26 protein-coding genes are annotated in these 24,932 nt (G+C 58.0%); 14 read left to right on the forward strand and 12 right to left on the reverse strand.

All coding sequences use genetic code 11. The features are described from left to right. Positions 1–78 precede the first annotated feature (78 nt). From lnt to AM218_RS14380, 3 genes are all read right to left on the reverse strand, one after another. A complete protein-coding gene (gene lnt / locus AM218_RS14370; RefSeq protein WP_231717501.1) occupies positions 79–1,764 on the reverse strand; it encodes an apolipoprotein N-acyltransferase in 1,686 nt (561 codons plus the stop codon). Next, on the reverse strand, positions 1,754–2,488 hold the full coding sequence (gene rsmI / locus AM218_RS14375; RefSeq protein ID WP_054414520.1) for a 16S rRNA (cytidine(1402)-2'-O)-methyltransferase: 735 nt from the start codon (positions 2,486–2,488) through the stop codon (positions 1,754–1,756). Before rsmI ends, lnt begins: the two co-directional genes overlap by 11 nt. An 85-nt stretch (positions 2,489–2,573) precedes the next feature. Further along, positions 2,574–2,834, reverse strand: a complete 261-nt coding sequence (locus AM218_RS14380; RefSeq protein WP_054414521.1) for a 4a-hydroxytetrahydrobiopterin dehydratase — start codon at positions 2,832–2,834, stop codon at positions 2,574–2,576. A gap of 117 nt (positions 2,835–2,951) precedes the next feature. Between AM218_RS14380 and AM218_RS14385 the strand changes: the two genes are divergently transcribed. Next, complete coding sequence (locus AM218_RS14385) at positions 2,952–3,209, forward strand: hypothetical protein (protein ID WP_054414522.1); 258 nt, start codon at positions 2,952–2,954, stop codon at positions 3,207–3,209. On the opposite strand, the gene ybiA is transcribed toward AM218_RS14385, so the two are convergent. After that, positions 3,206–3,772 carry a riboflavin biosynthesis intermediates N-glycosidase gene (ybiA, locus tag AM218_RS14390; protein WP_054414523.1) on the reverse strand — a complete coding sequence of 189 codons (567 nt, stop codon included), beginning with the start codon at positions 3,770–3,772 and terminating at the stop codon, positions 3,206–3,208. The genes AM218_RS14385 and ybiA overlap by 4 nt on opposite strands. Positions 3,773–3,890: 118 nt before the next feature. Between ybiA and AM218_RS14395 the strand changes: the two genes are divergently transcribed. The 7 genes from AM218_RS14395 to rpiB all read left to right on the forward strand — a co-directional run bounded on the left by AM218_RS14395 (position 3,891) and on the right by rpiB (position 8,691). Further along, positions 3,891–4,394 (forward strand): hypothetical protein, encoded by a 504-nt coding sequence (locus AM218_RS14395; protein WP_054414524.1) that lies wholly within the window; start codon positions 3,891–3,893, stop codon positions 4,392–4,394. Positions 4,395–4,469: 75 nt separating this feature from the next. After that, positions 4,470–4,682 (forward strand): hypothetical protein, encoded by a 213-nt coding sequence (locus AM218_RS14400; RefSeq protein ID WP_054414525.1) that lies wholly within the window; start codon positions 4,470–4,472, stop codon positions 4,680–4,682. Positions 4,683–4,762: 80 nt separating this feature from the next. Continuing rightward, positions 4,763–5,467 carry a metallophosphoesterase family protein gene (locus tag AM218_RS14405; RefSeq protein WP_054414526.1) on the forward strand — a complete coding sequence of 235 codons (705 nt, stop codon included), beginning with the start codon at positions 4,763–4,765 and terminating at the stop codon, positions 5,465–5,467. A 63-nt stretch (positions 5,468–5,530) separates the two neighbouring features. After that, the gene (glyA, locus tag AM218_RS14410; RefSeq protein ID WP_054414527.1) at positions 5,531–6,823 is read left to right on the forward strand and encodes a serine hydroxymethyltransferase; all 1,293 of its coding nucleotides are present in this window, start codon (positions 5,531–5,533) and stop codon (positions 6,821–6,823) included. A gap of 69 nt (positions 6,824–6,892) precedes the next feature. After that, positions 6,893–7,219 carry a putative quinol monooxygenase gene (locus AM218_RS14415; protein WP_054414528.1) on the forward strand — a complete coding sequence of 109 codons (327 nt, stop codon included), beginning with the start codon at positions 6,893–6,895 and terminating at the stop codon, positions 7,217–7,219. A gap of 139 nt (positions 7,220–7,358) precedes the next feature. After that, positions 7,359–8,228 (forward strand): twin-arginine translocase subunit TatC, encoded by an 870-nt coding sequence (tatC, locus tag AM218_RS14420; RefSeq protein ID WP_316937420.1) that lies wholly within the window; start codon positions 7,359–7,361, stop codon positions 8,226–8,228. A 34-nt stretch (positions 8,229–8,262) separates the two neighbouring features. Then, positions 8,263–8,691 carry a ribose 5-phosphate isomerase B gene (rpiB, locus tag AM218_RS14425; RefSeq protein WP_054414530.1) on the forward strand — a complete coding sequence of 143 codons (429 nt, stop codon included), beginning with the start codon at positions 8,263–8,265 and terminating at the stop codon, positions 8,689–8,691. A gap of 84 nt (positions 8,692–8,775) precedes the next feature. Here rpiB and AM218_RS14430 read toward each other — a convergent pair whose 3' ends face one another. Beyond that, positions 8,776–10,185 (reverse strand): hypothetical protein, encoded by a 1,410-nt coding sequence (locus AM218_RS14430; RefSeq protein ID WP_054414531.1) that lies wholly within the window; start codon positions 10,183–10,185, stop codon positions 8,776–8,778. Next, positions 10,179–10,307 (reverse strand): hypothetical protein, encoded by a 129-nt coding sequence (locus AM218_RS17145; RefSeq protein WP_262489777.1) that lies wholly within the window; start codon positions 10,305–10,307, stop codon positions 10,179–10,181. The genes AM218_RS14430 and AM218_RS17145 overlap by 7 nt, the downstream gene beginning before the upstream one ends. 50 nt (positions 10,308–10,357) lie before the next feature. Here AM218_RS17145 and AM218_RS14435 point away from each other — a divergent pair, with 50 nt between their 5' ends. The 4 genes from AM218_RS14435 to AM218_RS14450 all read left to right on the forward strand — a co-directional run bounded on the left by AM218_RS14435 (position 10,358) and on the right by AM218_RS14450 (position 16,180). Continuing rightward, positions 10,358–10,783 (forward strand): ribosome-binding factor A, encoded by a 426-nt coding sequence (locus tag AM218_RS14435; RefSeq protein ID WP_054414532.1) that lies wholly within the window; start codon positions 10,358–10,360, stop codon positions 10,781–10,783. Between the two features lie 121 nt (positions 10,784–10,904). Then, positions 10,905–11,714 (forward strand): class I SAM-dependent methyltransferase, encoded by an 810-nt coding sequence (locus AM218_RS14440; RefSeq protein ID WP_054414533.1) that lies wholly within the window; start codon positions 10,905–10,907, stop codon positions 11,712–11,714. Between the two features lie 86 nt (positions 11,715–11,800). Continuing rightward, positions 11,801–13,030 carry an ABC transporter permease gene (locus tag AM218_RS14445; RefSeq protein ID WP_054414534.1) on the forward strand — a complete coding sequence of 410 codons (1,230 nt, stop codon included), beginning with the start codon at positions 11,801–11,803 and terminating at the stop codon, positions 13,028–13,030. Positions 13,031–13,201: 171 nt separating this feature from the next. Further along, on the forward strand, positions 13,202–16,180 hold the full coding sequence (locus AM218_RS14450; RefSeq protein ID WP_054414535.1) for a DEAD/DEAH box helicase: 2,979 nt from the start codon (positions 13,202–13,204) through the stop codon (positions 16,178–16,180). An 11-nt stretch (positions 16,181–16,191) separates the two neighbouring features. On the opposite strand, the gene AM218_RS14455 is transcribed toward AM218_RS14450, so the two are convergent. The 5 genes from AM218_RS14455 to AM218_RS14475 form a co-directional block, all read right to left on the reverse strand. Then, on the reverse strand, positions 16,192–16,524 hold the full coding sequence (locus tag AM218_RS14455) for a type II toxin-antitoxin system PemK/MazF family toxin (protein WP_054414536.1): 333 nt from the start codon (positions 16,522–16,524) through the stop codon (positions 16,192–16,194). After that, a complete protein-coding gene (locus AM218_RS14460) occupies positions 16,512–16,772 on the reverse strand; it encodes an AbrB/MazE/SpoVT family DNA-binding domain-containing protein (RefSeq protein WP_054414537.1) in 261 nt (86 codons plus the stop codon). Before AM218_RS14460 ends, AM218_RS14455 begins: the two co-directional genes overlap by 13 nt. A 174-nt stretch (positions 16,773–16,946) precedes the next feature. Continuing rightward, on the reverse strand, positions 16,947–17,540 hold the full coding sequence (locus AM218_RS14465) for a hypothetical protein (RefSeq protein WP_157547675.1): 594 nt from the start codon (positions 17,538–17,540) through the stop codon (positions 16,947–16,949). Positions 17,541–17,659: 119 nt separating this feature from the next. After that, positions 17,660–18,631, reverse strand: a complete 972-nt coding sequence (locus AM218_RS14470) for a PorP/SprF family type IX secretion system membrane protein (protein ID WP_054414539.1) — start codon at positions 18,629–18,631, stop codon at positions 17,660–17,662. Between the two features lie 71 nt (positions 18,632–18,702). Beyond that, positions 18,703–22,728, reverse strand: coding sequence for a DUF8696 domain-containing protein (locus AM218_RS14475; protein ID WP_054414540.1), 4,026 nt, complete (start codon positions 22,726–22,728; stop codon positions 18,703–18,705). A 523-nt stretch (positions 22,729–23,251) separates the two neighbouring features. Here AM218_RS14475 and AM218_RS14480 point away from each other — a divergent pair. Next, positions 23,252–23,695: a hypothetical protein gene (locus AM218_RS14480; RefSeq protein WP_054414541.1), complete on the forward strand. Its 444-nt coding sequence runs from the start codon at positions 23,252–23,254 to the stop codon at positions 23,693–23,695. Between the two features lie 267 nt (positions 23,696–23,962). Continuing rightward, positions 23,963–24,415: an SRPBCC family protein gene (locus AM218_RS14485; protein WP_071843804.1), complete on the forward strand. Its 453-nt coding sequence runs from the start codon at positions 23,963–23,965 to the stop codon at positions 24,413–24,415. On the opposite strand, the gene AM218_RS14490 is transcribed toward AM218_RS14485, so the two are convergent. Next, entirely contained in the window at positions 24,392–24,868 is a 477-nt protein-coding gene (locus AM218_RS14490; protein ID WP_231717502.1) for a GNAT family N-acetyltransferase, read from the reverse strand. The genes AM218_RS14485 and AM218_RS14490 overlap by 24 nt on opposite strands. Positions 24,869–24,932 lie beyond the last annotated feature (64 nt).

A 24,932-nucleotide genomic window follows, 5' to 3' on the forward strand; every position in this document is an offset into this window, starting at 1 on the left:
GGAACGATAATCGTTGTTACGACTCGTGCTGACGGGAGAAGGTCCTTCGGCTAACGCCTCAGGATGACAGTAGGGGTGTTAGTTAGATGTAAAACGGGTTTTGGAAGTAAACCGGCGTATCACCGTCAGCAAAAACAGCAACACCGCCAGTACCTGGCAGGCGGGGCCAATCAGCTCGCCGTAGCGGACGTAGAACGTCAGCTCCTCGTTCAGATGCACGGTGGCGCGGCTCACGGCCTGCACCCACCAGCCGGTTTGCTGGGTGATTTCGCCTTTCTGATTGATGAAGCCGGATATGCCCGTGTTGGCGGAGCGGGCAATGTCGCGGCGGGTTTCAATGGCGCGTAGGGTAGCGTACTGCAGGTGCTGCAAGTGGCCGGGCGAGTCAGACCACCAACCGTCGTTGGTGATAATGCCGATGAGCGTAGCGCCATTCTTCACGTAGTCGGCCACAAAGTCGCCATACACCGATTCATAGCAGATAACGGGCGCCAGGCGCAGGTTAGGCGTTTTGGTCTGGTACACGGTGCGCTCGGGCTGAGAGCCCAGGCCGCCGGCCGTGCCGCCCAAATCAATAACAAAAGCCGACAGCCACGGCGGTACGCCCTCCACGCCCGGCACCAGCCGCGACTTATGGTAGAACTCCGGCCGACCTACGGCCCCGGGGAAATGCACGGCCGCATTGAAGATATCATAGTAGCCCAAATCCTCGCGGAAGCGGGCGGTGGAGCTGGCTTCTTCCTTGGAGCGGTAGCGGCCCACGCTGGTCAGGCCGGTCACCAGCTCTACGCCGGGGTGCTGACCCAGCCACTGCCGGATACGCTGAATTTTCAGGTTGCCATCGAAGGAATCCTCGAAGTAAGTTTCATCCAGGGAGGTTTCGGGCCACAGTACCAGTTTAGTTTGCGGGGTCAGGTTTTTCCCGGTGAGGGTGAGCAGGCGCGTAAGCTGCTCATCGTAGGAAATGAAGTTGGGGCCGCTCTCAAACTTCTCATTGTAAGGGTCCACGTTGGGCTGAATCACCAGCACCTCGGCGGTAGCGCCTTTTTCCTGGTAGCTGCGGCCAATAATGGACGACAAGCTTATCGGCAGAACAACGGCCAGCACGGGCCACGCCCAGCGGAAGCGACCCTGCCCGAAGGTCCAGGGTGCTACACCTTCACGGCCAAACCAGGCCCAGAATACCAGCAGGTTTACGGCCCAGATCCAGACGGAGCCGCCCAGAAAGCCGGTGTACTCGTACCACTGCACCCACTGGTTGGCCTGCGCAAAGCCGTTGCCCAGCGTAAGCCAGGGCCAGGTGAGAAACCAGTGCAGGTGCAATTGCTCAAAGGCAATCCAGTAAACCGGTAAAGACAGGTAGCCCAGCGTAGGGCCCAGGCGCTTCTTGGTATGGTAGAACGCCATAACCGGCGCGCTCATCATCAAAGCATTACAGACCACGGCCGTGATGCCGCCGCCCAATGTGCTGTAGCTCACCCAGTAGGTGGTAAAGGCATTCCAGAGTACCAGCACCAGGTACGAGTAGCGCCACACCTTCCAGCCGCTGGAGCCGCGCTGCACCAGCAGCTGCTCCATCCGCAGATAGGGCACCCAGGCCACCAGCAGCAACAGGGCCAGGGCAGCGGGGTGCACCGGCCAGCCTGCCCACAGCAGGCCCGCGCTCAGGAAAGCCAGCAAGCTGGGCAGCCAATAGGCCCAACCGGCCACGGCCGGCGGGGCAATAGCAGCGGGAGCAGGGGCAAGGGTGGGGTTATTCGGCACGATGGTCTTCTTTATAACGGTCTTCTTTGATGCGTTCCTCCTTCAGGCCCTGCACCACCAGCACAATTTCGCCTTTGATGGCGGAGCGGCCCGCAAACTCGGCGGCCAGCTCGGAGAGAGAAGCCGTCACGGTTTCTTCAAACAGCTTGGTCAGCTCCCGGCTCACGGAGGCGGGGCGCTCGGGGCCCAGCACTTCGGCCAGCTGTTCCAGGGTTTTCACAATCCGGTGCGGCGACTCGTAAAAAATCATGGTGCGGGTTTCGGTGGCCAACTCCTTGAGGCGGGTCTGGCGGCCTTTTTTCACCGGCAGAAATCCTTCAAACGTAAACCGCTCGGCTCCGAAGCCCGATTTCAGTAGGGCCGGCACAAAGGCTGTGGCGCCCGGCAGGCACTCCACTTTCAGGCCCCGGGCCAGGCACTCGCGCACCAATAAAAAGCCGGGGTCAGAAATTCCGGGGGTGCCGGCATCCGACACCAGGGCCATTCGCTCGCCTTTTTCCAGCTTTTCCAGCAGGCGCTGCACCTGCTGGTGCTCGTTGTGGAGGTGGTAGCTGAGCATGGGCTTTTTCAGGCCCAGGTGCTGCATCAGGCGGCCGCTGGTGCGGGTATCTTCGGCCAATACGGTATCTACCTCGCCCAGAATGCGAATGGCCCGGAGGGTAATATCCTCCAGGTTGCCGATGGGGGTAGGAACCAGGTACAGAACGGTAGGCGTATCAGACATAAAGACAAAGGTAGTTGTCAGTTGCCGGTTGCCGGTTGTTGGTTACCAGCTGAAGATATTTGACCAAACCGGTAACAGGCAACTATCAACCGGCAACTGATTGCCCTTTATACTCCTCGGCCAGCTTATCAATGGCGGCGGCCAGCTGCCGGTCTTTTTCGGTCACGGTGTTGCCGGCATCGTGCGTGCGGAGCCGGAACGTAACCACGTTGTACTCATTGCTCCACCAGGGATGGTGGTTCTGATACTCGGCTTCCTCGGCTACATCGGTCATGAAGCTGAAGGCCGTCTGGAAGCTTTTGAACTTAAAAGTGCGGGTGAGGGCATTGTCTTGTTCGGTCCACATAACAGGGCAGAAGAAAGGGTGGGAGAAGAGCCGGAAGTAGTGTTTAAAATACGGGCTATCCTATACCCGCAGCCAATGGACCTCGTAAAAATCCGGACACCGTAATCTACGCTTTCTATGCCCTTACACCGTTTGTTAGATCAAAAGCTTAGTAAAGTCTATGAGCCTTCTTCCCGGATTGATGACGTGTTTAAAGGCTACGATATCACCTTTATTACCAATGAGCATGGGGAGCCAGTCACACTGTTCTTCGGCAAGCGCCGGCCCGATGGCGCCATTACCGGTGAGCGGTTCACGCGCACCATCAAGCGCAAGCCCGGCAGCCAGGAGGTGGCGCACAGCCACTGGGATTTGCGGGGCAAGATTATGCGCTAGCGGTTGAGCTGGCCCCGAACTTCCATCAGGGCAAAGCCCAGCAGGTTAAGGCCGGGCCATTCGGCGGGGTTAGCCGCCCGCGGATCGTCCTGCGCCAGTCCGATGCCCCAGATAACATCCACCGGGCTGGCTTCCACTAACACGCGCTGGCCGGTATCCAGAAGAAACTGGCGCAACGCGGGATACTGGCTGAATTTAGCCAGGTTGCCTTCCACCACGATGGCCACCCGGGCATCATTCCACAGGCCTTCCTCAAAATTTTGTACCTGGCGGCCCAGGGTTTTGGCTTGATGAGGATGAGGGGCGGCTAGGATGGCTTGCCGGGTAGCTTCATCCTGAAATAAACGCGCCTTTTCGGCCATCATGTAGTGCTCGGTGGTGGCGTAGGTCTGGCCATTTAGAGTGAAGGGCGCCGGGTACCACTGACTAAAGCATTCTTTGCCCACGGCAGCGCCCGGCCTTCCGGTATGGCCCCAGAAGAAAAGGTATTTCACAGGCTGCCTCTGGCTGAGGTAATCTAACAGGGCTTCGAGGGAGCGAACAGAGGCAAGAGCAGCAGCCATAAAGGAAAAAGAAGGCGGCGGTGGGTTCAGGGCTACCTCTCATCAAACCTAAACCTAATTCCAAAAACCACAGTACACTTTCTAGAATGAATTCCCATTCCACCTGCTGACCTTTTCTATGGCAACCGACCACAACAACCGCCCCATACGCGTTATAAACGACGATACCACCGATGAAGAGTTGGCTGCCGGCCACATCATTCCCGGGGCAAACCCACCTAAAAACGAAGATGCCCGCGGGGGCTTCGGCAACCGCGACGGCAAAGAAGGTTTTGGCACCGACAGCGGCAATGGCAGCACGGCCGTATCAGTAAACGAGAATACCGACAACATTCAGCATCCGCATGATAATATGCGCACCGAGGATGAAGGCCGCCCTAATGGTCCTAACCAGGACATGCCCGAAGAGCGGGACCTGGATCTGGAGTCGCGCCGGCCGGTAGATGAGCTGGATGCCGACGACGCCCGCCCCGGCCGCGACGAAATGCAGAACCCCAACTCCCGCGTGGGCATGGACCAGATGGAGCCCCGCCCCACCGGTACCAACGCCGACCTCGCCCGCCAGGGCACCAACGCCGACCTGACCGACCCCAACGCCACCGATACCGCCATTGACCAGTAAATATTTCACCCGGCTCCCTATTCTCTGAGGGTGCGGAGCCGGGCTTTTTTTGTTCACTTTTAACGGAAACGCGCCATGCCTTATAAGAGCAATAGCACCAACCAGCAGTCGAAGGAGAACCACGGCAACCCCGCCGGCACCGGCCAGCCCAAAGCCGAATCTTTGCCCGTCAATCAGCTCGATCCGGATCTGGAGGATCGGTTGGAACAGGAAGCGGCTGATGCACGTCAGCGTCACCCCAACCGCAACCTCGACAAGCCTGATATTGATAAACCCGCCTACAGCTAGGCTGTTTTTGGTTTGACTCCCGGCACCTTCCAGCTTTGGAAGGTGCTTTTTTTATTTCCTGCCTAAGATTATCCGCTGCTATGGCCCGCTTTGTTACCACTGATGTGCACGGCTGCCTGCGCACCCTGCGCCGCGCCCTGGAAGAAATTGTCCTGTTTTCGCCCCGCGACGAGCTCTATGTGCTGGGCGACTACGTGAACAAGGGCCCCGACAGCAAAGGCGTGCTCGACTACCTGATGCAGCTGCAGGCGCGCGGGCTGGCCGTACACTGCCTGCGCGGCAACCACGACCAGGAGCTGCTGGATGCCGCCCACGGCCACATAGGAAAAACCTGGGCCTCCCCCGCCGACCGGGAACTGACCCTCAGCAGCTTTGGCGCCGCCACGGCCGCCGATATTCCGCCCGTTTATCTGCACTGGCTGAATGCGCTGCCCTATGAGTTTGACCTGACGGATTTTGTGCTGGTGCACGCGGGCTTCGATTTTCGCCAGCCGCCGGATCTTATGCGGCAGGATCATCAGACCATGATGAACATTAAGCAATTCACCTTTGATGCTTCCCGCCTGCAGGGAAAGCGGCTGGTGCACGGCCATGTGCCCACGCCCGTAGCGGAGGTGCGCCGGCGGATAGCGGTGAAAGCCGGGGCCCTGAACCTGGACACCGGCTGCGTGTACCGCCACAACCCGGAGCTGGCCCACCTCAGCGTCCTGAACCTGGATACGCTTACGCTGCACACGGTGCCCAATAGCGAGGAGCCTTATACCATTGCTAAACGGCCTTCCTAACGCTTCCCAATCGGGGCAACCCGCTAGTTGGCAGTTCCCCACCCCCGCCGTACCTTTGAACCTATGGAAACCCACGCCCCCATCATTGCCCGAGACACGGTTATCTTTGATTTGATCCGTCAGGAAAAAGAACGTCAGACGCATGGCATCGAGCTGATTGCCTCCGAGAACTATGTTTCGGAGCAGGTGATGCAGGCGCAGGGCTCTATTCTGACCAATAAATACGCTGAGGGCCTGCCTGGCAAGCGCTACTATGGCGGCTGCGAAATCGTAGACCAGATTGAGCAGCTGGCCATTGACCGGGCCAAGGAGCTGTTTGGCGTGGAGTGGGTGAACGTGCAGCCGCACTCGGGCGCGCAGGCCAACGCCGCCGTGATGCTGGCGGTATTGCAGCCCGGCGACAAAATCCTGGGTTTCGACCTTTCCCACGGCGGCCACCTCACGCACGGCTCGCCGGTAAACTTCTCCGGCAAGCTCTATAAGCCGTCTTTCTATGGCGTGGAACCCGAAACCGGCCTCATCGACTGGCAGAAAGTAAAGGAAACTGCCAAGCGCGAGCAGCCTAAGCTCATCATCTGCGGCGCCTCGGCCTACTCCCGCGACTGGGACTACAAAGCCCTGCGCGAAGCCGCCGACGAGGTAGGTGCCCTGCTGCTGGCCGATATTTCGCACCCTTCCGGCCTCATTGCCAAGGGCTTGCTGAATAACCCCTTCGAGCACTGCCACATTGTTACCACCACCACGCATAAAACCCTGCGCGGCCCGCGCGGCGGCCTCATTATGCTGGGCAAGGACTTCGAAAACCCCTTCGGCCTGAAAACGCCCAAAGGCGACATCCGCATGATGTCAGCCTTGCTGGACTCGGGCGTATTCCCCGGCACGCAGGGCGGCCCCTTGGAGCACGTCATCGGCGCTAAGGCCGTGGCCTTTGGCGAGTGCCTCTCTGATGCTTACACTGACTACACCCAGCAGGTAATCCGCAATGCCCAGGCTCTGGCCAAAGGCTTTGTAGACCGTGGCTACCAGATTATCTCCGGCGGCACCGATAACCACCTGATGCTGATTGATCTGCGCAGCAAAGGACTCACCGGCAAGCTGGCGGAGAATACCCTCATCAAGGCCGATATCACCATCAACAAAAACATGGTGCCCTTCGATGATAAGTCGCCCTTCGTGACCAGTGGTATGCGGATCGGCTCAGCCGCCGTGACCACCCGCGGTCTGAAGGAAGCCGATATGAGCCGCATTGTGGAGTTCATTGATGATGTGCTGATGCACCACGACAATGACACCCACCTGGGGCAGGTGCGCCGGCAGATAAACGAGTGGATGCAGCAGTTTCCGCTGTTTGCCTAACCAAGAGGGCCGGCGCGTTAGTGCCGGCCTTCTGGCAGTTCACTTCTCTCTCATCACGCACCAGGGCACATGCCACAAGGAAGTCAAACGAAGTATGGTCTGTTCGGGAAACTGAAGGCTGTGGAAGGGAAAGGGGAGGAGTTGGCCGCCATTCTGCTGGAAGCGGCGCAACTGGTTTCCTCGGCTAAGGGGTGTTGGATTTATCTGGTCAGCCAGGATGTGCACAACGCCTCGGTGGTTTGGGTTACGGAAGTATGGGAAACCCAGGAGGACCATGACAATTCCCTTAAAGCCCCTGCAGTACGAGCCCTGATTAGCAAGGCCATGCCCCTGCTGGATGGTGCCCCCGAAAAAGGAACCACGCTGGCAGTATTAGGAGGGAAAGGCCTGCAATAGAACCTGTTCCGGGGGCGGCGTTGTTGCATGCGTTGCCATAAGCGCCATAAAGTGGAAGGGCCAACATCTGAAAGGATAGCCATTTCGTTTATGCCTCCACGGCACTCGTTATTCCTTAATTCAGCATTTTCTCTTTTCAGTGAATCAGCCTCAATTACAAACAGGACCCACGCTGGGCGACCAGCACGAAATGTCCTTCATTGACCACCTGGAGGCGTTGCGCTGGCACATCATTCGTGCCGCCATTGCAGTTGTAGTATTTACCCTGGCGGCGTTTTTTGCCAAGGACTTCCTGTTCCACGACCTGATTCTGGGCCCCTCCCGCCCCGATTTCTGGACCTACCGCATGTTCTGCAAGTTTGGCGCCTGGGTAGGTGCGCCGGATCTGTGCATCGATAAAATCGGGTTTGTAATTCAGAACCGTGAAATGAGCGGGCAGCTCACCATGCACATCAGCACCTCCTTTATTGTGGGTCTGGTGCTGGGCTTCCCGTATCTGTTCTGGGAAGTATGGCGCTTTATTAAGCCCGGCCTCTACCCACACGAGCGGAATAACTCGCAGGGTGCCGTGTTCTTCGTGTCGGTGCTGTTTATGCTGGGGCTGCTGTTCGGCTACTACATTGCCGCCCCGCTCAGCATCAATTTCCTGGCGGGCTACGTGGTAGACCCCACCATTGAAAACCAGATTGACATGCAGAGCTACATTTCCACGCTCACTACCATGTCCATGTCCTGTGCTTTTGTGTTTGAACTGCCCATGATTGTGTTCTTCCTGGCCAAAGCTGGGATGATTACCCCCGAAATCATGCGCGTGTACCGCAAGCACGCTATTGTGGTGATTCTGGTAATAGCTGCTATCATCACGCCCCCGGACGTTTCGGCGCAGATTATTGTTACCATTCCTATTCTGCTGCTCTACGAGCTGAGCATTAACATTGCCCGCATGGTGCGCCGCAACGATACTGCCCGCCTCAACGCCCAACTGGCCGAAAATAAAGGCGTCGCCTGATTTTCTGTCTTCATCTTCCTTTCTGATTTACGCTATGACACTTGCCATCGGCTCCGACCACGCCGGCTTTGAGTACAAGCAAATGCTGCTCGCATGGCTGCGCGATAACGGCTACCAGGTGGAGGACTTCGGAACCTATTCAGCGGACTCCGTAGACTACCCCGACTTTGTGCACCCGCTGGCCAGCGCCATAGAAGCCGGTGATTTTGAACGGGGAATCCTGGTGTGCGGCTCCGCCAATGGGGTAGCCATCACGGCTAACAAGCACCGGGGTGTGCGCGCCGCCATTGCCTGGATGCCGGAGATATCGCGCCTGGCCCGCCAGCACAACGATGCCAATATTATTTGCGTGCCCGCACGCTTTATCAGCGAGGAAGACGCCCGCGCCATCGTCAGCGAGTTTCTGAACACCGCTTTTGAAGGGGGCCGCCACCTGACCAGGGTAAATAAAATCGACTGCTAAGCCTGCCGGCTATCTGGCCGGCGAGTCCTGCTAAGAAAAAGCCCCTGATATCCAGTGTGATATCAGGGGCTTTTCGCTTATTCATTATTTCCGCTGATAGAGACGCGGCGTGCCGGCGGGCTTATAGCGCCCGAATACGGTGGGGGCCTTGTATTGCAGCTCCGGCATAAGGCCGGTCTGGTCGATGATATAGCGGGGTAGGCTGCTGGCCATATTGCGGGTAAGGCGCACCACAGCCGCATACTCGTTGAGGTGGCCAAAATCAATCTGCGAGAGGTCCCAGTCGAGGTAAGGGGTAACCAGCTGGTTCTGCAGATAGGGGCTGCGGTCGGGGCCCAGCACCAGCAGGGGCTGGTTTTGCAGCTTGGCGTAGGTGGGGTTGGGCCGCACGGCATAGTTGGCCTCGCTGGGCAGCCGCAGCACACCTTCCAGGTGAAGTAGGCTGCGGTAGCGCACGGTTGTCACCACCCCAATCAGGACCAGCAGCAGCACGTTCGTCAGCCAGGGGCGGGGGCTTTTCTGCCACAGGAATAAGCTGAAATACGCGGCCGGGGGCAGCAGCAGCACCAGGCTGCCGGGGGCCGTGCCGCGCGTGAGCAGCAAAATGCCCAGTGCCACCATCAGCCAGCTCAGCATCAGCTGCTGAAACTTCACCTGAAAAACCAGCCCCAGCGGCGTGGTAAACGTGCGCAGCAGGGAAAGCACCAACACGGCGCCGGGCACAATTAAAAGTTTGAGCAGCAGCTCGCGCGGCAGCCCTTCCTGCGCCGCCGCCAGCCCATAGAGCATGGGCCGCAAATGAAACTGGTTGAGGCCCGGCAGAGCATCGGCGTACAGGCAGAGAGTGGCCACTACGGCATAAGGAAACAGAAAACCACACACCAGCAGCAAAAAGCTGCGGAAGGAGTTGGCCGCGAAGATGATAACGGCAAACAAACCCACCAGCAGAAACAGCGCCAGCGGCAGGAAGGCCAGAGCGGCGGTACCAATCAGGAACCCGGCCCGGAACAGGCGGCGGTTATCATAGCCTTCCCGCAGGGTGGGCAGCAGGGCGCTCAGGGCGTACACAACGCCGGTTTGCCCCAGCAGCAGCGGAGAAAGGGTATCCAGGTCGGTGGTGATGCTGCCCAGCAGCAGGTAGGTGAGAGCCACCAGATAGCCCCGCTCCGGGTGTACGCCGCTGCGGTTGAGCACAAAGTTCAGGCGCAGGGCCTGCGCTACCAGCGCCGTGAGGGCCAGCAGGCGGTAAAGCCACACGGGCCGGGAGGCTATAGTATCCAGCAGACCCAGAAATACCGTGACCAGGGGCGCCATGCTGTCGTACAGGTCGCGGTAGGGAATGGCCCCGGCGTGGATTCGCTCCCCCACCAGCAGGGCGTGCAGTTCGGCGGGCGTTACGGGCAGGCCCAGTAGCAGGGGCAGCCGCAGCCCCAAAATCAGCAGCAGCAGGGCTGCCAGCCGCGTAAGAAGCGTACTTTTGAAGAAACCTAGCAAGGAGCAGAAAGCAACAAACCGATAAATAAGGCCGCCGGATACCCGACGCCGGGCCGGCCGCCGTCAAAAGTAGCAGGTAGGCCGCGCACTTCGACCGTATAAGCCTGATAGATGCGGCGCATATCTATCGGTTTAGGAAGCCCCGAAACCCGTACCTTTGTTTTTCTAACGTATGGAAAGTAAACGACAACAGAAATTTGCCAGCCTGTTACAGCAGGAACTGGCCTCCGTTTTGCAGCGCGACCTGCCCCACCTGTTCCCGGGCCTGGCGCCGGGCATCAGCACCGTGCGCGTATCGCCGGATCTGGGCGTTGCCCGCATTTACCTGAGCAGCCTGCTGGCCAATAGCGGCGAGGACAGCCTAGCTCATGTGCGCGACAACAGCAAAGCTATTAAGCAGGCCCTGGCCAAGCGCATCCGCAAGCAGGTGCGCGTGATTCCCGAACTGGTCTTCTTCCTTGATGACAGTGCCGCCTATGCGGCGCACATCGATAAGGTGCTGGGTGGGCTGAGCATTCCGCCCCCGCCCTCCGAAGATGATACCGAGCATCAGACCAACCCCAAGCGCCCGAAGCTGTTCGCCGACGAGGACGAATAGGTGAAATAGTGAGTTTGTGAAATGGTGAGTTGACGTTCAGGCCGCGCAGCCTGCGCGAAATGCGTCACCAGAATAGCAAACACACCATCTCACTATCTCACCATATCACAATTTCACCTCCTTGCATTACGACCCGATTAAACGCACCCTGGGCGAAGTATTCAACCGCACGCCCTGGCTCCGCCGCTTGTTTTATGTGCTGCTCGATTTGCTGCTGCTGCGCACCTGGCACGTGCACCGCGAGCTGCGCCAGTGGGCCAAAGGCCGCCAGCAGGAACCCCTGGTGATTCTGGATGCGGGCTCGGGCTACGGGCAGTATACCTACTGGCTGTCGGGGCTGAGCAAGCTCTGGACGATTCTGGCCGTGGATGTGAAGGAAGAGCAGGTAGCCGACTCCAACCGGTTTTTCCGGCAAATCAATCGGCCGCAGGTGCAGTTTGCCGTGCAGGACTTGGTGCTTTACCGCGAGCCAAACACCTTCGACCTGGCCCTTTCGGTGGACGTGATGGAGCACATTCTGGAAGATGTGGAAGTGTTCCGCAACATCCACGCCTCCCTCAAGGACGGCGGCATGCTGCTGATTTCGACCCCCTCCGACCAGGGCGGCTCCGACGTGCACGCCGACGACGAAACCTCCTTTATTGAGGAGCACGTGCGCGACGGCTATAACATCCATGAGATTCAGCAGAAGCTGCGCACCGCCGGTTTTGAGCGTATTGAGGCACGCTACAGCTACGGCGAGCCGGGTCAGGTTTCCTGGCGCCTGAGCATGAAGTACCCCATTCTGATGCTGGGCAAGTCGCGCCTGTTTTTCCTGGTACTGCCCTTTTACTACCTCCTGACGTTCCCCATTTGCCTGGTGCTGAACTGGTTTGATGCCAACACCCGGCATGATTCCGGTACCGGCCTCATTGTAAAAGCCTGGAAATAAAGCCTGGTGCACCGCCCGCTTAGCGGGAGTAACGTATCTTGCCCACTACCTCTGTCCTTTCTTATTTCGCCTGATTTCCGCCCCGCATGAACGTCGCTTTGCTCATTGCCCGGCGTTATTTTTCTTCCAAGAAGAAGCGCAACATCATCAGCATCATCTCCAACATTTCCATGGTTGGAGTGGCCGTGGGCACCATGGCGCTTATCATTGTGCTATCGGTGTTCAACGGGCTGGAGGATCTGGTACGCTCGCTCTACGGCAAATCCGACCCTGATCTGAAGATTACCGCCCTCAAGGGCAAGTCGTTTGAGGTAGATGCGCCGCTGCTCACGCGCCTGCGCGCCATGCCGGGCGTGGCCCTGGTAACGGAAGTAATTGAGGACAATGCCCTGCTGCGCTACCACGACCGGCAGATGGTGGTGAAGATGAAGGGCGTGAGCGACAACTTCTTCGCTCAGAGCAACATCGACTCGGCCCTGGTGCAGGGTGACCACCGCCTGGAAAAAGAAGGGGGCGAGTATGCTCTCATCGGGGCCGGCGTGCAGCACGAGCTGAGTATAGCCCTGGACAACCGCTTGGCGCCCCTCACGCTGCTGTACCCGCGCAATACCGGCAAGCGCACTCTTTCCTTCAACCCGGAAAATGCGTTCAACGAGTTGCCCATTCTGGCCGGTGGCGTGTTCCTCATCGAGCAGAATATCGACGACAGCTACGTTTTCGTGCCCCTGAATTTTGCGCAGAAGCTGCTGAACTACGGAGACAAGCGCACCAGTCTGGAGGTGAAAGTAAGCCAGAGCCGCACTATTGAAGAGGTAAAGGGCGAGGTGAAGGAGCTGCTGGGGCCTAAATTCTCAGTGCTGGATTCTGATGAGCAGCACGTGAGCTTGCTGAAAGCCATTAAAGTGGAGAAGATGTTTGTGTTCATCACCTTCGCCTTTATTCTGCTCATTGCCTCGCTAAATATCTTTTTCTCCTTGTCGATGCTGGTCATTGACAAGCGCAAGGACGTGGCTATTCTGCAGGCTATGGGGGCCGGCCAGCGCACCATTCGGAACATTTTCCTGTTTGAAGGGGCTATTGTGGCGCAGGTAGGTGCTATTACCGGCCTGGTGATTGGGGTAACCATTTGCTGGCTGCAGCAAACTTTTCATCTGGTATCCATGGGTATGGCCACCAGCGTGGTTGATTCCTACCCCGTGAAGATGCAACTCTCTGATATTGTGTGGACCGGCGTTGCAATCATTATCATCACTATCGTTGTTTCTATTCGGCCGGCGCTTAGCGCCTCCAAGCTGGATATCAGAGACAACCTCTAATTCTGCCACAAAAGCGCAACCTTCTTGTCTACCATGGTAGCAAGTTGATAGACATGGAATGCTTATTCATCTTTTACATATAACTATTTGTAGATTTAGTTTTACTTTTTAAAAGAATATCTGCTAGTTGGTATTTGTTCTTACTTTCAACGCCATTTTTAGGCCGCCCTTATGAAAGTTTCCACTTCAGAGCCCTTTCAGATAGTCTACTCATTGCTGGAGCATGAGTACCTGGGCTATCTGTTTGAGTCGTACGTGGTGCAGCGTAACGCACGCGGCCAACTAACCTTGCAGCACCAGAGCGTATCAGCAAAAAATGCTCCAGAATTTGCTGATGGTCTGGATGTTACGGACTTTGAAATTGTGGCCCTCACGGACCAAATTCAGCAGGACGCCGTGATAAAGGAGTTCTGGCCAAAGAAGATTGCTACCGCCGATTTTTTCCTGAAGGTGTACGACCCGGAGAAAGGCGACAAGGCCCTGCAGGAACGCATCAGCAGCTACGTGCAGAACCGCATGGGCCAGATTCTGGACCGCCTGGCGGGCAAGCAGGTCTTCATTATGGGCAAGGATGGCGAACCAACCTGGCACGAAATAGCTATGGCGCCGGAGCCTGCCTCCGTGCTCTTCCACTTCCGCCGCAACGACGACAATACCCACTACTTCCCCACCATTCAGTACCAGGGCCAGCGCCTCGATTTCCAGTTTAAAGGCGCCGTGTTGGTATGCTGCCAGCCCGCCTGGATGCTGCTGGATGATGTGATTTATGCTTTCCGCAATGATGTGGATGGCAAAAAGCTGCAGCCTTTCCTGAACAAGAAGTTCATCATCATTCCCCGGCAGGTGGAGGACAGCTACTTCCAGCGCTTCGTGGCCCCGCTGGTGGAGTCGTTTGACGTGCACGCCCGCGGCTTTGATATCCGCTCGGAGCGCTATGTGGCCCGGCCGCAGCTCACCTTTTCCGATGTGCCCAGCGCCACGGTTATCACCCTGGATGAAGCGCGCCCACGCGGCGTCCGGGGCCGGGCGGCTACGTCCCTTTCAGAAAGCGGGGGCGTGGCCACTCTGGTACAGCCTACTGAGCACATCCACTTCGACCTCTCTTTCCGCTACGGCGACCATACCGTGCACAACAGCTACGACAAGCGGGTGTGCGTGAAGCTGGAAAAGAACGACGGTAGCTACATTTTCCACCGCCTCATCCGCAACCTGGATGTGGAGCAGGACATCATTCGGGAGCTGCGCCAGCGCGCCCTGGAAATGCGCAACGGCCGCGCTGTGCTGGAAAAAGCCACCGCCTTCCGCTGGCTGCACAGCTACGCCGAGGATCTGGAGCGCATGGGCTTCACGGTGCAGCAAAGCACGGAGTCGGGCAAGGACTACTTCATCGGGGCCATTACCGTGCAGGTGGGCATCACCGAAACCAGCGACTGGTTCGATATCCACGGCACCGTGCGCTTCGGCGACTACGAAATACCCTTTATCCGGCTGCGGCCCTATATTCTGGGGCGCCGCCACGAGTTCCGCCTACCCAACGGGCAAATTGCCATCATTCCCGAAGAGTGGTTTACGGAGTACCTGGAGCTGTTCGCTTTTTCTGAGGAGCACCATCACTCGCTCACGCTGCGCAAGCACCACGTGGCCCTGGTAAACGACCTGCAGAATGGCAACCTGGCCACCGTAACCATGAGCCGCAAGCTGGAGCGCCTGCGCGGGTTTGAGACCGTGGAGGACAAGCCCCTGCCTATAGGCTTCATTGGGCAGCTGCGCCCCTACCAGAAGGCCGGCTACAACTGGCTGCACTTTGTGAAGGACTACCATTTTGGTGGCTGCTTGGCCGATGACATGGGACTGGGCAAAACCGTGCAAACGCTGGCCCTGCTGCAGCACCGCAAGGAAAGCGGCGAATCCAAAGGCGCGGCCTCTTTGCTGGTGATGCCTACCTCGCTGGTATATAACTGGATGAGCGAAGCCCAGAAGTTTACCCCCGAGCTGCGCGTGCTGATCTACACGGGCACTTACCGGGATAAAAACGTGGAGCAGTTTCAGGACTACGACCTAATTCTGACCAGCTACGGTATTGTGCGGCTGGATGCTGAAATGCTGAAAACGTATCAGTTTGACTACGTGATTCTGGATGAGTCGCAGGCTATCAAAAACCCTAGCTCCACCACTTCCCAGGCCGTGCGCGGCCTTCGCTCCCGCCACCGCCTTATTCTGACGGGCACGCCGGTGGAAAACAGCACCATGGATTTGTGGTCGCAGATGTCGTTCATCAATCCCGGCTTACTGGGCACCCAGGCCTTCTTCCGTAAGGAGTTTCTCAAACCCATTGAGAAAGAGAAGGATGAGCACAAGACCAAGCGTCTGCACACGCTCATCAAGCCCTTTATCCTGCGCCGGCACAAGGCCCAGGTAGCCCGCGAGCTGCCCGATAAGATTGAGCACCTAAGCTACTGCACCATGACGGATGAGCAGGCCCAGTGCTATGAGGAAACCAAGAGCTTCTACCGCAACAAAATCCTCAAAAATATAGAGGAGCACGGCACTGCCAACACGCAGTTTATGCTGCTGCAGGGTCTTACCAAGCTGCGCCAGATTGCCAACCACCCCCGCATGGCCGATGAAACCTACGAGGCGGAATCGGGAAAGCTGCGCGAGGTTATCCGCATGATTCGTAGTGTGGTGGCCGAGGGGCACAAGGTGCTGGTGTTTAGCCAGTTTGTGAAGCATCTGGACATTGTGCGTGCTTCCCTAGATGAAAAGCAGATTAAGTACGCCTACCTCGACGGCAACACCCGCGACCGGCACAAGGAAGTGGCCCGTTTCCAGGAAACCGAAAAGCTGCGCGTATTCCTGATTTCGCTGAAAGCGGGTGGCGTGGGCCTCAACCTCACCGCCGCCGACTACGTGTTCATCCTCGACCCCTGGTGGAACCCCGCCGTGGAGGCCCAGGCTATCGACCGTGCCCACCGCATCGGCCAGGAAAAGACCGTCTTCACCTACAAGTTCATCACCAAGAGCACGGTAGAGGAAAAAATCCTAGCCCTGCAGAACAAGAAAATCCAGCTGGTTACGGATCTGATATCTACCGATGAGGCCATCATCAAGAGCCTGACGAAGGAGGATATTGAGGAGTTGCTGGGGTAGTGCGCGGAGGGTTAGTACTGAAACATCTCCTGTAGTCGGTCGCAGATTTCCTGGGCGGTAGCTTTCGGCAATGTGCCCAGGCGGCGCACTAGGCGGGTTTTGTCCACTGACCGTATATGGTCGAGTGCGACTTGGCCCTCTTTGCCCTGAAAGGTGCAGTCTACCCGGGAGGGATAGTCGCGCCGGGTGCTGGTCAGGGCCGCAATGGTTACCGTGTGCAGGTAGCGGTTCATCTCGTCGGGCGAGAGTACTACACAAGGGCGCGTTTTATTGATTTCGCTGCCTTGGGTTGGGTCGAGATTCACAAGCCATACCTCAAAACGCTGCACGGCTACCACTGCCATTCCGTTTCCTCAAAAGCGTCGTCGGAAAATCCTTCCAGTAGCTCTACTTCCGGCGCCTGACCTTGGGCAATGGCGTGCTGAAAACGCTCGTCCCAGCCCTGGCGACTGGGCTTACTGACCGGCTTAATAAGCAGACCTTCCGGCGTGGGCTGCAGGTCAACCTCGCCGATAAGGTGATATTGCTGCAGTAACTTTTTGGGCAACACAATCCCTTGGGAATTGCCCACCCGAATCAGGCGCGTGTTCATAGAAGCAAATGTACGTACAATGTAATTACATTTGATTGGCGCTATTGGGTTCATTTCCTCAGAAACACGCTCCTGTATAATGACCGATAAGTATGGATTATAAGGCCTTATATGGCTTGGAAGTGCTGGTTATGTATATTAGTTACTTACCGTAAGGCGACTTTTCGTACAGATTTACCGCTTTAAATCTAATAGATTGTTCATCTGCTCCTGCGGAATAAGCTTTCTACCAGCTCCGTCAAACGAAAAGGTGCTAGGCGTTACTTCCTTGTTGCCTTTGCTAAACATATGCTGTACATAAGCGGTATCGAGCGGATTGGAATATCTGAACTGCACGATGCGCGTCTCCACAATCGAGTCGCCTTCAAATACAGTGGGCAGATCATACATTGCAAAATCGAGTTGGCCGTTGGCTAAGTACTGTCGCCAAGAGGCCTCGGGATACACTGCCTTGGGATAGGAATCAGCTTCTAAGCGTCCCTGCTTGGTCAGGCGTTGCCAACGACCATGAGGGGTGAAGGTATACTTTCCAGACCTGTCCAGTGCTATCCGTAAAGGTCCCTGGTCATAATAAGACTTCCAGACGGTCTGGTACGCCTTATGGGTTTTCTCCACGACCTCTCCCCGCTGAAGAGCGGCTTTCTCCACTTTGGTTAGATGACGCCGATACTCCCCATTTTTATAATCGACTGGTAAGGGCCTGGACAGGAGAAAAACACCGCCACTTAAGGCAATTACAATAGCAACAATAGTAGGCCAATTATCCATGAGGGAAACTATAAAGACCGCCCAAATTAAATAAAATGATGAAGCGGTTCCTTAGTATCCTGACTTACTTAGCCATGTTTTGTCGCTTGATATAAGTTGATTTAACAGGGATTAAACCCCTACCAGAACCGATTAGCACACACCACCTGGGTTTTCTTCTTCAGCCGCAAACCCAGTAGCACCTCGTGGCTGCCGCCGTGGTAGCCGGCCAGCTCGGAAAGGCCGGCATCGTAGGAATAGCCCAGCGTGAACTGCTCGTAGCTGAGGCCTACGATAGCCACAGCCGAGTCGAAGGCACGCCAAGAGGCACCGATCCACAGCAGGTCCTGGTACTTGAGCTTGGCGTTGACGTCAACCGAGAGCGGGGCCGGGTTCACGGCTTTCACCAGCACTGAAGGTACCAGCGACCAGTCATCGTTGAGCGGCAGCCGCACCCCGCCCGTGGCGAAGTAGTGCCGCTTCAACGTGTTGCCGGGCGCGCCTTCGCCCTGCAGGCCGGGCCCGTAGGAGAAATTAAGCTGATTGCCCAGCAGCTGCGCCCCCGACAGGCCCAGATAAAAGCGGGAACTGTACAACCATAAACCCACCGACCCATCCAGCACCTGCGAGGAGGCGCTACCTGCCTGGGTAGTAGGGTCGAAAAAACGCAGCTTCTGCCCATCCACGGCAAACTGCTGCATGCCCGCCGAGAGGCCCAGCGCCACCCGCAGGTCGGGCCGCAGCACCAGATTGTAGGCGTAGGATGCGTAGGCCCCCGTCCGGCTGGTGGGCCCGGTTTCATCTCTATATACCAGGCCGCCTATGGCGTGGAATGGGCGCCGCCGGTCCCGAATGGTGCGCTTGCTGGTGCTGCGCCACTTGCCCAGCGAGGAGCTGGCACTGGCGTAGTAGGTTTTGGGTGCCCCCTCCAGGCCCGTCCACTGCGTGCGGTAGCTGAACTTGACATCAATGTAATCCTCCACCCCGGTGGTGCCCGGGTTCAGGATGTAATTGTTGTTCATGTACTGGCTGTACTGCGCCTGCTGCTGGGCCAGAACCGGCGCCGCGGCCAGTAGCAGCGGGAGCAGCAGGAAGGGTAGGGCTCTTTTCATAGCAGTAGTGGTATGAAGTGGCTAGCGAAGCAGCAGGTGACCCGGCTTCCACAAGCGCAGCAAGACGTTTTTCAATACAAAATCGTAATCGAGCCGCTGTACGACCGGCCCAGCGGCCCCTTGGTCTCCACTACGTAGTAGTAGGTGCCCACCGGCGCGGGCTTGCCGTTGATGTCGCCGCGCCACTCATTGGCCCGGCTGTAGTTATTGGCGGAGAAGATGCGGTTGCCCCAGCGGTTGAACACACTCACGGTATTGTCGGGGAACTGCTCGATGAACTCTATCTGCCAGGTGTCGTCGCGGCCGTCGCCGTTGGGCGTGAAGGCGTTAGGAATGCGAATGGCTGGGCGCACGGTCACTGTCACCTGGTCGAAGTCGGCGCAACCGCCTTCACCGGCCGAGAGGGTATAGGTGGTAGTTTCCGTGGGCGAGGCCACCGGCCGTAGCGGGGCGTTAGGCGAAATGGTCAGCCCCGTGGCCGGCGTCCACGTGACCGGGTAGGTGCCATCGGCGCGACCTTCCAGAATAACGGAGGAGCCCGCCAGAATCTCCTTGTCCGGGCCGGCATCCACGTCCACCGGTGGGCTAATACGCACCGCCACCTCATTGGAAACGGCCGTAACGGACTGTCCGCACACGTTGGTGGTGCGCAGACGCAGCGTCACAATCTGGCCCTCCCGCAGCGTAGTGCTGGTGAAGACCGGGCCCGTAGCGCCTCCCACGGCATTGTTATTCACCAGCCACTGATAGGTGGGGGCCGGACCAGCGTTGGTCACACTGGCAATACGAAACGTGAGCGGCGCGCCCGGGCAAACCGGCCCGCCCGGCTGCACCGCAATGCTGAGGGTAGGCTGCGGCGTGGGCGTGCGCGTTACCGTAACCGTGGCCACGGCCGGACCCGCGCTGCACAGCCCCGCCGTGGGCGTCACCTCCACCCGTACCTGGTCGCCGGTGACCAGCGTGCTGCTGGTAAACGTGGGCCCGCTGGCCACGGCTGCGTTGTTCACAAACCAGCGGAAAGTAGGTGAAGTGCCTGCGTTGGTCGGCACCGCCGTAAAGACCAGCGCCGTACCAGTGCACTGTGTGGGTGGTGCCGCCAGCGTCACGCCCGGTTTCACCACGGGCTGCACTGTCACCGTTACTTCGTTGGAAACGGCCGTGGCACAGGTGCCCGTGCCCGAGGTTACCCGGCGCCGGAAGGAAGTGGTAGTTGTGAGCGGGCCCGGCGAGTAAGTTGTGCCCACCGCCCCGCTCACGGACCTCCAGGTTACATTATCCGTCGAGGATTCCCATTGGTAAACGAAATTGCCCGTGCCGCCCGTAGCCGGGGCCCTGCTGGTGAGGGGCGCCGGCGTGGCACCCGCACAGATATCCTGGCTGGCCGCAATACTGCCCGCACTCAGCGCGGGCAGGGCCGTCAGAACGATGGAAGGCGAATACACCGGTCCGCAAGGGCCCGAAATTACCTGACGGCGGTAGTAGGTAGTGGCCGTAAGCGGACCGGGCGCGTAGCTGGTGCCGGTAGCGCCGGCAATGGGCGTCCAGTTGGAGTTATTCGGGCTTGATTCCCACTGGTAGGTAAAGGCACCCGTGCCGCCTGTGGCTGCTGCGGTGCTGGTAAGGCGGGCCGGCGTAGCGCCCAGGCACAGCGTCTGGTTGGCCCCGATGGTACCGGCCGTCAGGGCCGGTGTTACGGTAATGGTAACGACATTGGACAGGACCGGAGCACAGGCACTGCCCGACGTTACCCGCCGCCGGTAATAGGTGGTAGCATTCAGGCGGCCCGGCGCATACGTCGGCCTGGTGGCCCCGCTGATGGGCGTCCACGTCACCTTATCCTTGGATGATTCCCACTGATACACAAAACTGCCCGTGCCGCCCGTGGCCGGGGCTTCGCTGGTGAGAGGGGCAGCGGTTCCGCCCGCACAGAGGGCCTGGCTGGTGGCAATGCTGCCGGCCGAAAGAGCGGGTAGCACAGTTAGCTTCACGGTATTGGAAGACACAGTAGTGCAGGTGCCGGAACGCACCTGGCGCCGGTAGTAGGTGGTAGTGGTGAGGCCGCGGGGTGCGTATGTTGCAGAAGTGGCGCCCGGTATGGCTGCCCAGGTTACATTATCTACCGAAGATTCCCACTGGTAAGCAAAGGTGCCGGTGCCGCCCGTGGCCGCCGTGGTGCTGGTAAGGGGAGCCGGTTTGGTGCCCGCGCACACGGTTTGGTTAGCCGCAATGCTGCCTGCAGTCAGAGCCGGCAGAACCTTGATGGCTACCGAGGCGGTAAAGGTGGGGGTACAGTAAGGAGCTGGCCGATTGGGCAGAAGCAGTTGGGCGCGCCGCCGGAAATAAGTGGTGCCATTCGGTAGCGAGGCTGGTGGCAGGTAAGTCTCGCCGGTTGCCCCGCTGATAGCGGTAAAGGTGGTGTTATTCGTTGACCTTTCCCACTGGTAAACGAGCGGCAGCCCGGCGTCACCCGAAGCGCTGACGGTGCTGGTGAGCGTATCCGGCGCGGTTCCCGCGCACAGGGTCTGAGGGCCGGCAATGCTACCCGGCTTGGGCAGGGCCGGCACCTGGATAATGCCCGAGCTTTCGCGGCAAAAGCACGCCGTCGTGATGCGTAGCGTCACGGTGTAGTTACCGGGCGTAGCGTAAGTATGAACGGGATTCTCAACGTTTGAGGTGGCACCGTCGCCAAACGACCAGGCATAAGTCTTCCCGTCAAAGTCAATGGGCGGGGCCATGAAGGTGATTTGTCGACAACCCGTTATCTCTGCGCTAGGCCCCACGCGCAGCAGGGAGCTTTGATTGAAGTTGACCAGGCCCAGGCCACTCAGGCGGCCGCCCAGTTGCAGGCTATCGTCGGCGTAGCCGACCTTGGCTCCCAGCGAGTCGGGGTAGGGAATGAAGCCCAGCGCGGGTTGGTTGTCGCGGGCCACGTAAATCTTGCCATCGGGCGCGGCCTGCATCGAGCCCAGGTCGGCCGGGGTCTTCTGCTTGAGCGGAATGTCCTGCTTGGTTACCGGCACGTTGCCGCTGATATCAAATTGCAGCAGTTTGGCCGGGTTGCGCACTGTGGCGTAGAGGTAGCTGCCAGGCGAAAACCCCACCCCGTAGTATTTCCCTGCGCCGCTTTCCACCACGTACGGCACCTGTGGGTTGGCGCTAACCTGACCCGTGCCGGTATCAAACCCAAACAGTTCGACGGTGCTGCTGCTGTCGCCTACCACTTCACTGTAGCGGGCCAGGGCCAGCCGCTGGCCATCGGGGGTCACCTTCATCTGGCCTTTGTAGCCTACGGGCGACTTGCTCGGCGCGTGCAGGCTGCCGACGGTCGAAATAATGGGAGCAGGCTGCACGCCGGTCACCGTTACGCGGTAGGCCAGAAAGGCGTCGCCCCGGTTGTCATTGCCGGTTTTGGCATCACCCCAGCCGTGCGTGATAACCCAGATGTCGCAGCCGTTTTTATGAAATACGCCCGTTATTTTCTCCGCCGTACCGCGAGCCAGGGGCGTGTTTTTGGTGGCGGCGATGACGGTGCCCGGTCCACCACCTGCGGGAATATCTATTTCTGAATAGCTCAGGCCCACGGTGCTATCCAGGGTGAAGAGCAGGTAGCGCGTTGGTTGGCCCGGCTGAGTTATGCCCGGCTTCCTGATGGGCAGGGGGCCGTCGGTAGTGAAGCGGTTGCCCGCCAGCCCTGTGCCGTTGGTCATCACGGTGCCGTCGCCGTTCCAAACGGTTTCGCCGTTGCTGTAAAAGAGAATCTTGCCGTCCTTATCCGACATCACCCCCGAGCCGGCGGGGGCATCCATCGCCCCATCAGTAAGCACCTTCGGGAGGGAGTCGGCAGAGGCCTGGTTGAAGTCCAGCCCCGCCTTAAAGCCGAAGTACCACGTGTTGGCAAACTTCTCATCGGCCGCGCACTCCGGGGGCGGGGGCGGCGTGCCCTGTGCTAGTGCTGTAGTGGCCGCGCCGCTCAGCAGTAGAAGCAGCAGCGTTAGCAGCCATTTAGTCGGCCGCCGACTCCTGATGCCTGCCCGCTGGCCGGGCCAGGAAGAAACCCTGGTAGGAAAAAGGGTAGGATGCGCTAGCTCGGTGGGCATAGTAGGGCAGCTAAGTAGGCGGACAGGCAAGCAGATACTCCGGAAGAAAAGAGCCACTCATATTGCCCTCTGGGGACGAACCCGCTGACCACGTACTGCTAACAAGGGCACTGCCAGCTGGTTTCACTAAATCTACACACTGTTGGTCATTTTGTGCCAGGCAATGTTCTAATAGTGATGCAGAGGATCGGGTGAGTTCACACCTTCGGCCAGAAAACGTTGGGTTTTCTTACCTGCTTATCTATTAGCGCCCGGTGAAGGATAATATTGTGGTGCTACCGAATCAGAAAATCCAACTGGTCATAGATTTAGTGACTACTGACAAGTCCATTAAAAGAAGGCTGATTTGGGAGCAGACGGAGGAATTGAAAAATAGGTAGGGATTAAGTCTGGATTGCCTAATAACTTAACGTAACGTTTACTTATCGGACACAAGGTGCCTAAGTGTGTCCCGCCTCTATTATGGAGTCATACTGAGATATTACCTTTCGTAGCTAATAGATACTGTACAGGCTTTTTAACTATGAAACGTCATTTTGCAGCAAGACGCGATGATGATGCACTAGATAGGGTCATCCTGACTGCCAAGCTTCACCCTTTGATGAGCAACGCAAAATGGGTGAAGCTGATTACAACGCTTGTTACGAATTGGCATTTAGTACAGGCGTGTCAGGTCAAGCTTATTTGGGAGGACATTGATGTAGAGCGGTGGCTGCTTATAGATGAGGATAAAAGCTACCTATTTGACTACTATCCTAGTGCTATGGAAGCAATGATTACTGGCACTCCCCGGCTAGGGTGGGCCGCTTACAAAGAAATCGAATGGTTAGACTTCCCCAGATTCCCCAGCAACAAGGCCGTCACGCAAGACCTACATACTATTCAGCAGAAGATAGAAGAAGTTGGTCATTTTCAAATGGATACATCGCCAGACAATTTGCGTCTTTACGCTTACCAACGACCGTAGCTCTATCACTTTGAGAGAATGAGCAAACAGGATTTTAGGGGCAGTGGGGAAGTACCAATACTCCCACTATCATCTGGTTTTTGTCACTTTACATAATTTCAGGTAGCTGACAAATTTCAGAACAATCATAATTTATCTACCGCACCTCTATTATTCGGCTTTTTGACTATTTACTTATGTTTTATTCTGCCTTATGGTTCACCACGCCCTGTACAGCCATCCAAGCTGCATAAAAACAAAGCAAGGCACCCAAGGTTAGCACCCAAGATGCACCTCCTTCTTCGCACTCATGTTGCCCAACCACCTGCCCAGGTCTGGCAGGGCTTCACGCGGGAGCTGTTCCTGGCACTGGCTCCGCCATTCCCGCCCTTCCACCTGTTGCGGTTTGATGGCTGCCAGCGCGGCGACCGGGTGGAAATAGAAATAGGTGCCGGACCATTGCGTCACCGCTGGACCTCCCTCATTATCGAGCACGGCATTATGCCCGATGGCACCTATTATTTCGTTGATGAAGGCCAGGAACTGCCGCCGCCGCTGGGCTATTGGCGGCACCGGCATCTGTTGGAACCCGCGCCGGGGGGCGGCACCTATATCGTAGAGGATATCGAATACCGCTCCCTGTTCCGGTGGCTGGAAGCGGCGCTGTACCCCGTTATCTGGGCGCAGTTTGCCTGGCGCCGGCCTATTTACCGGCGGCTACTTGGTGCCGGGGCGCGCTAGCACCATCCGGATATCGGCCCGCTGATACTCAGAAGGGGAGAGGGGTGCTTCCGCGAAGCCGAGCTTGCGGTACAGGGTGAGGGCGGGCGTAAGCTTGCGGTTGGAGAGCAGCTCTACGTGGTGGGCCCCGGCGGCCCAGGCCTGGTCAATAGCCGCCTGCCCCAGCCGGTACCCGATGCCCAAACCCTGGGCTTTAGGCGAAACCGCCATTTTTGCCAGCTCAAAGTTGCCGTCGGGCTCCCGGATGAGGGCGCAGGTGCCCACCGTCTGGTCCTGATAGCGGGCCATGAAAATATAGCCGCCCGGGTCCAGGATGTAGCCTTGCGGGTCGTCGAGCATGCGCTTGTCCGGCTCTTCCAGGCTGAAATAGGTAGTAATCCACTCGTGGTTCAGGTCGCGGAAGGCCGCCTGGTGCTCGGGACGGTAGGCAATGATTTCGACGGCGGCAGACATAGGCATAAATAAGGGCCGCAAGATAAGGCGGAACCGGCTGCAGTAGGAGAGGAGGGCAATTCGG

The sequence above is a fragment of the Hymenobacter sp. DG25A genome, assembly GCF_001280305.1.
Lineage (GTDB): Bacteria > Bacteroidota > Bacteroidia > Cytophagales > Hymenobacteraceae > Hymenobacter.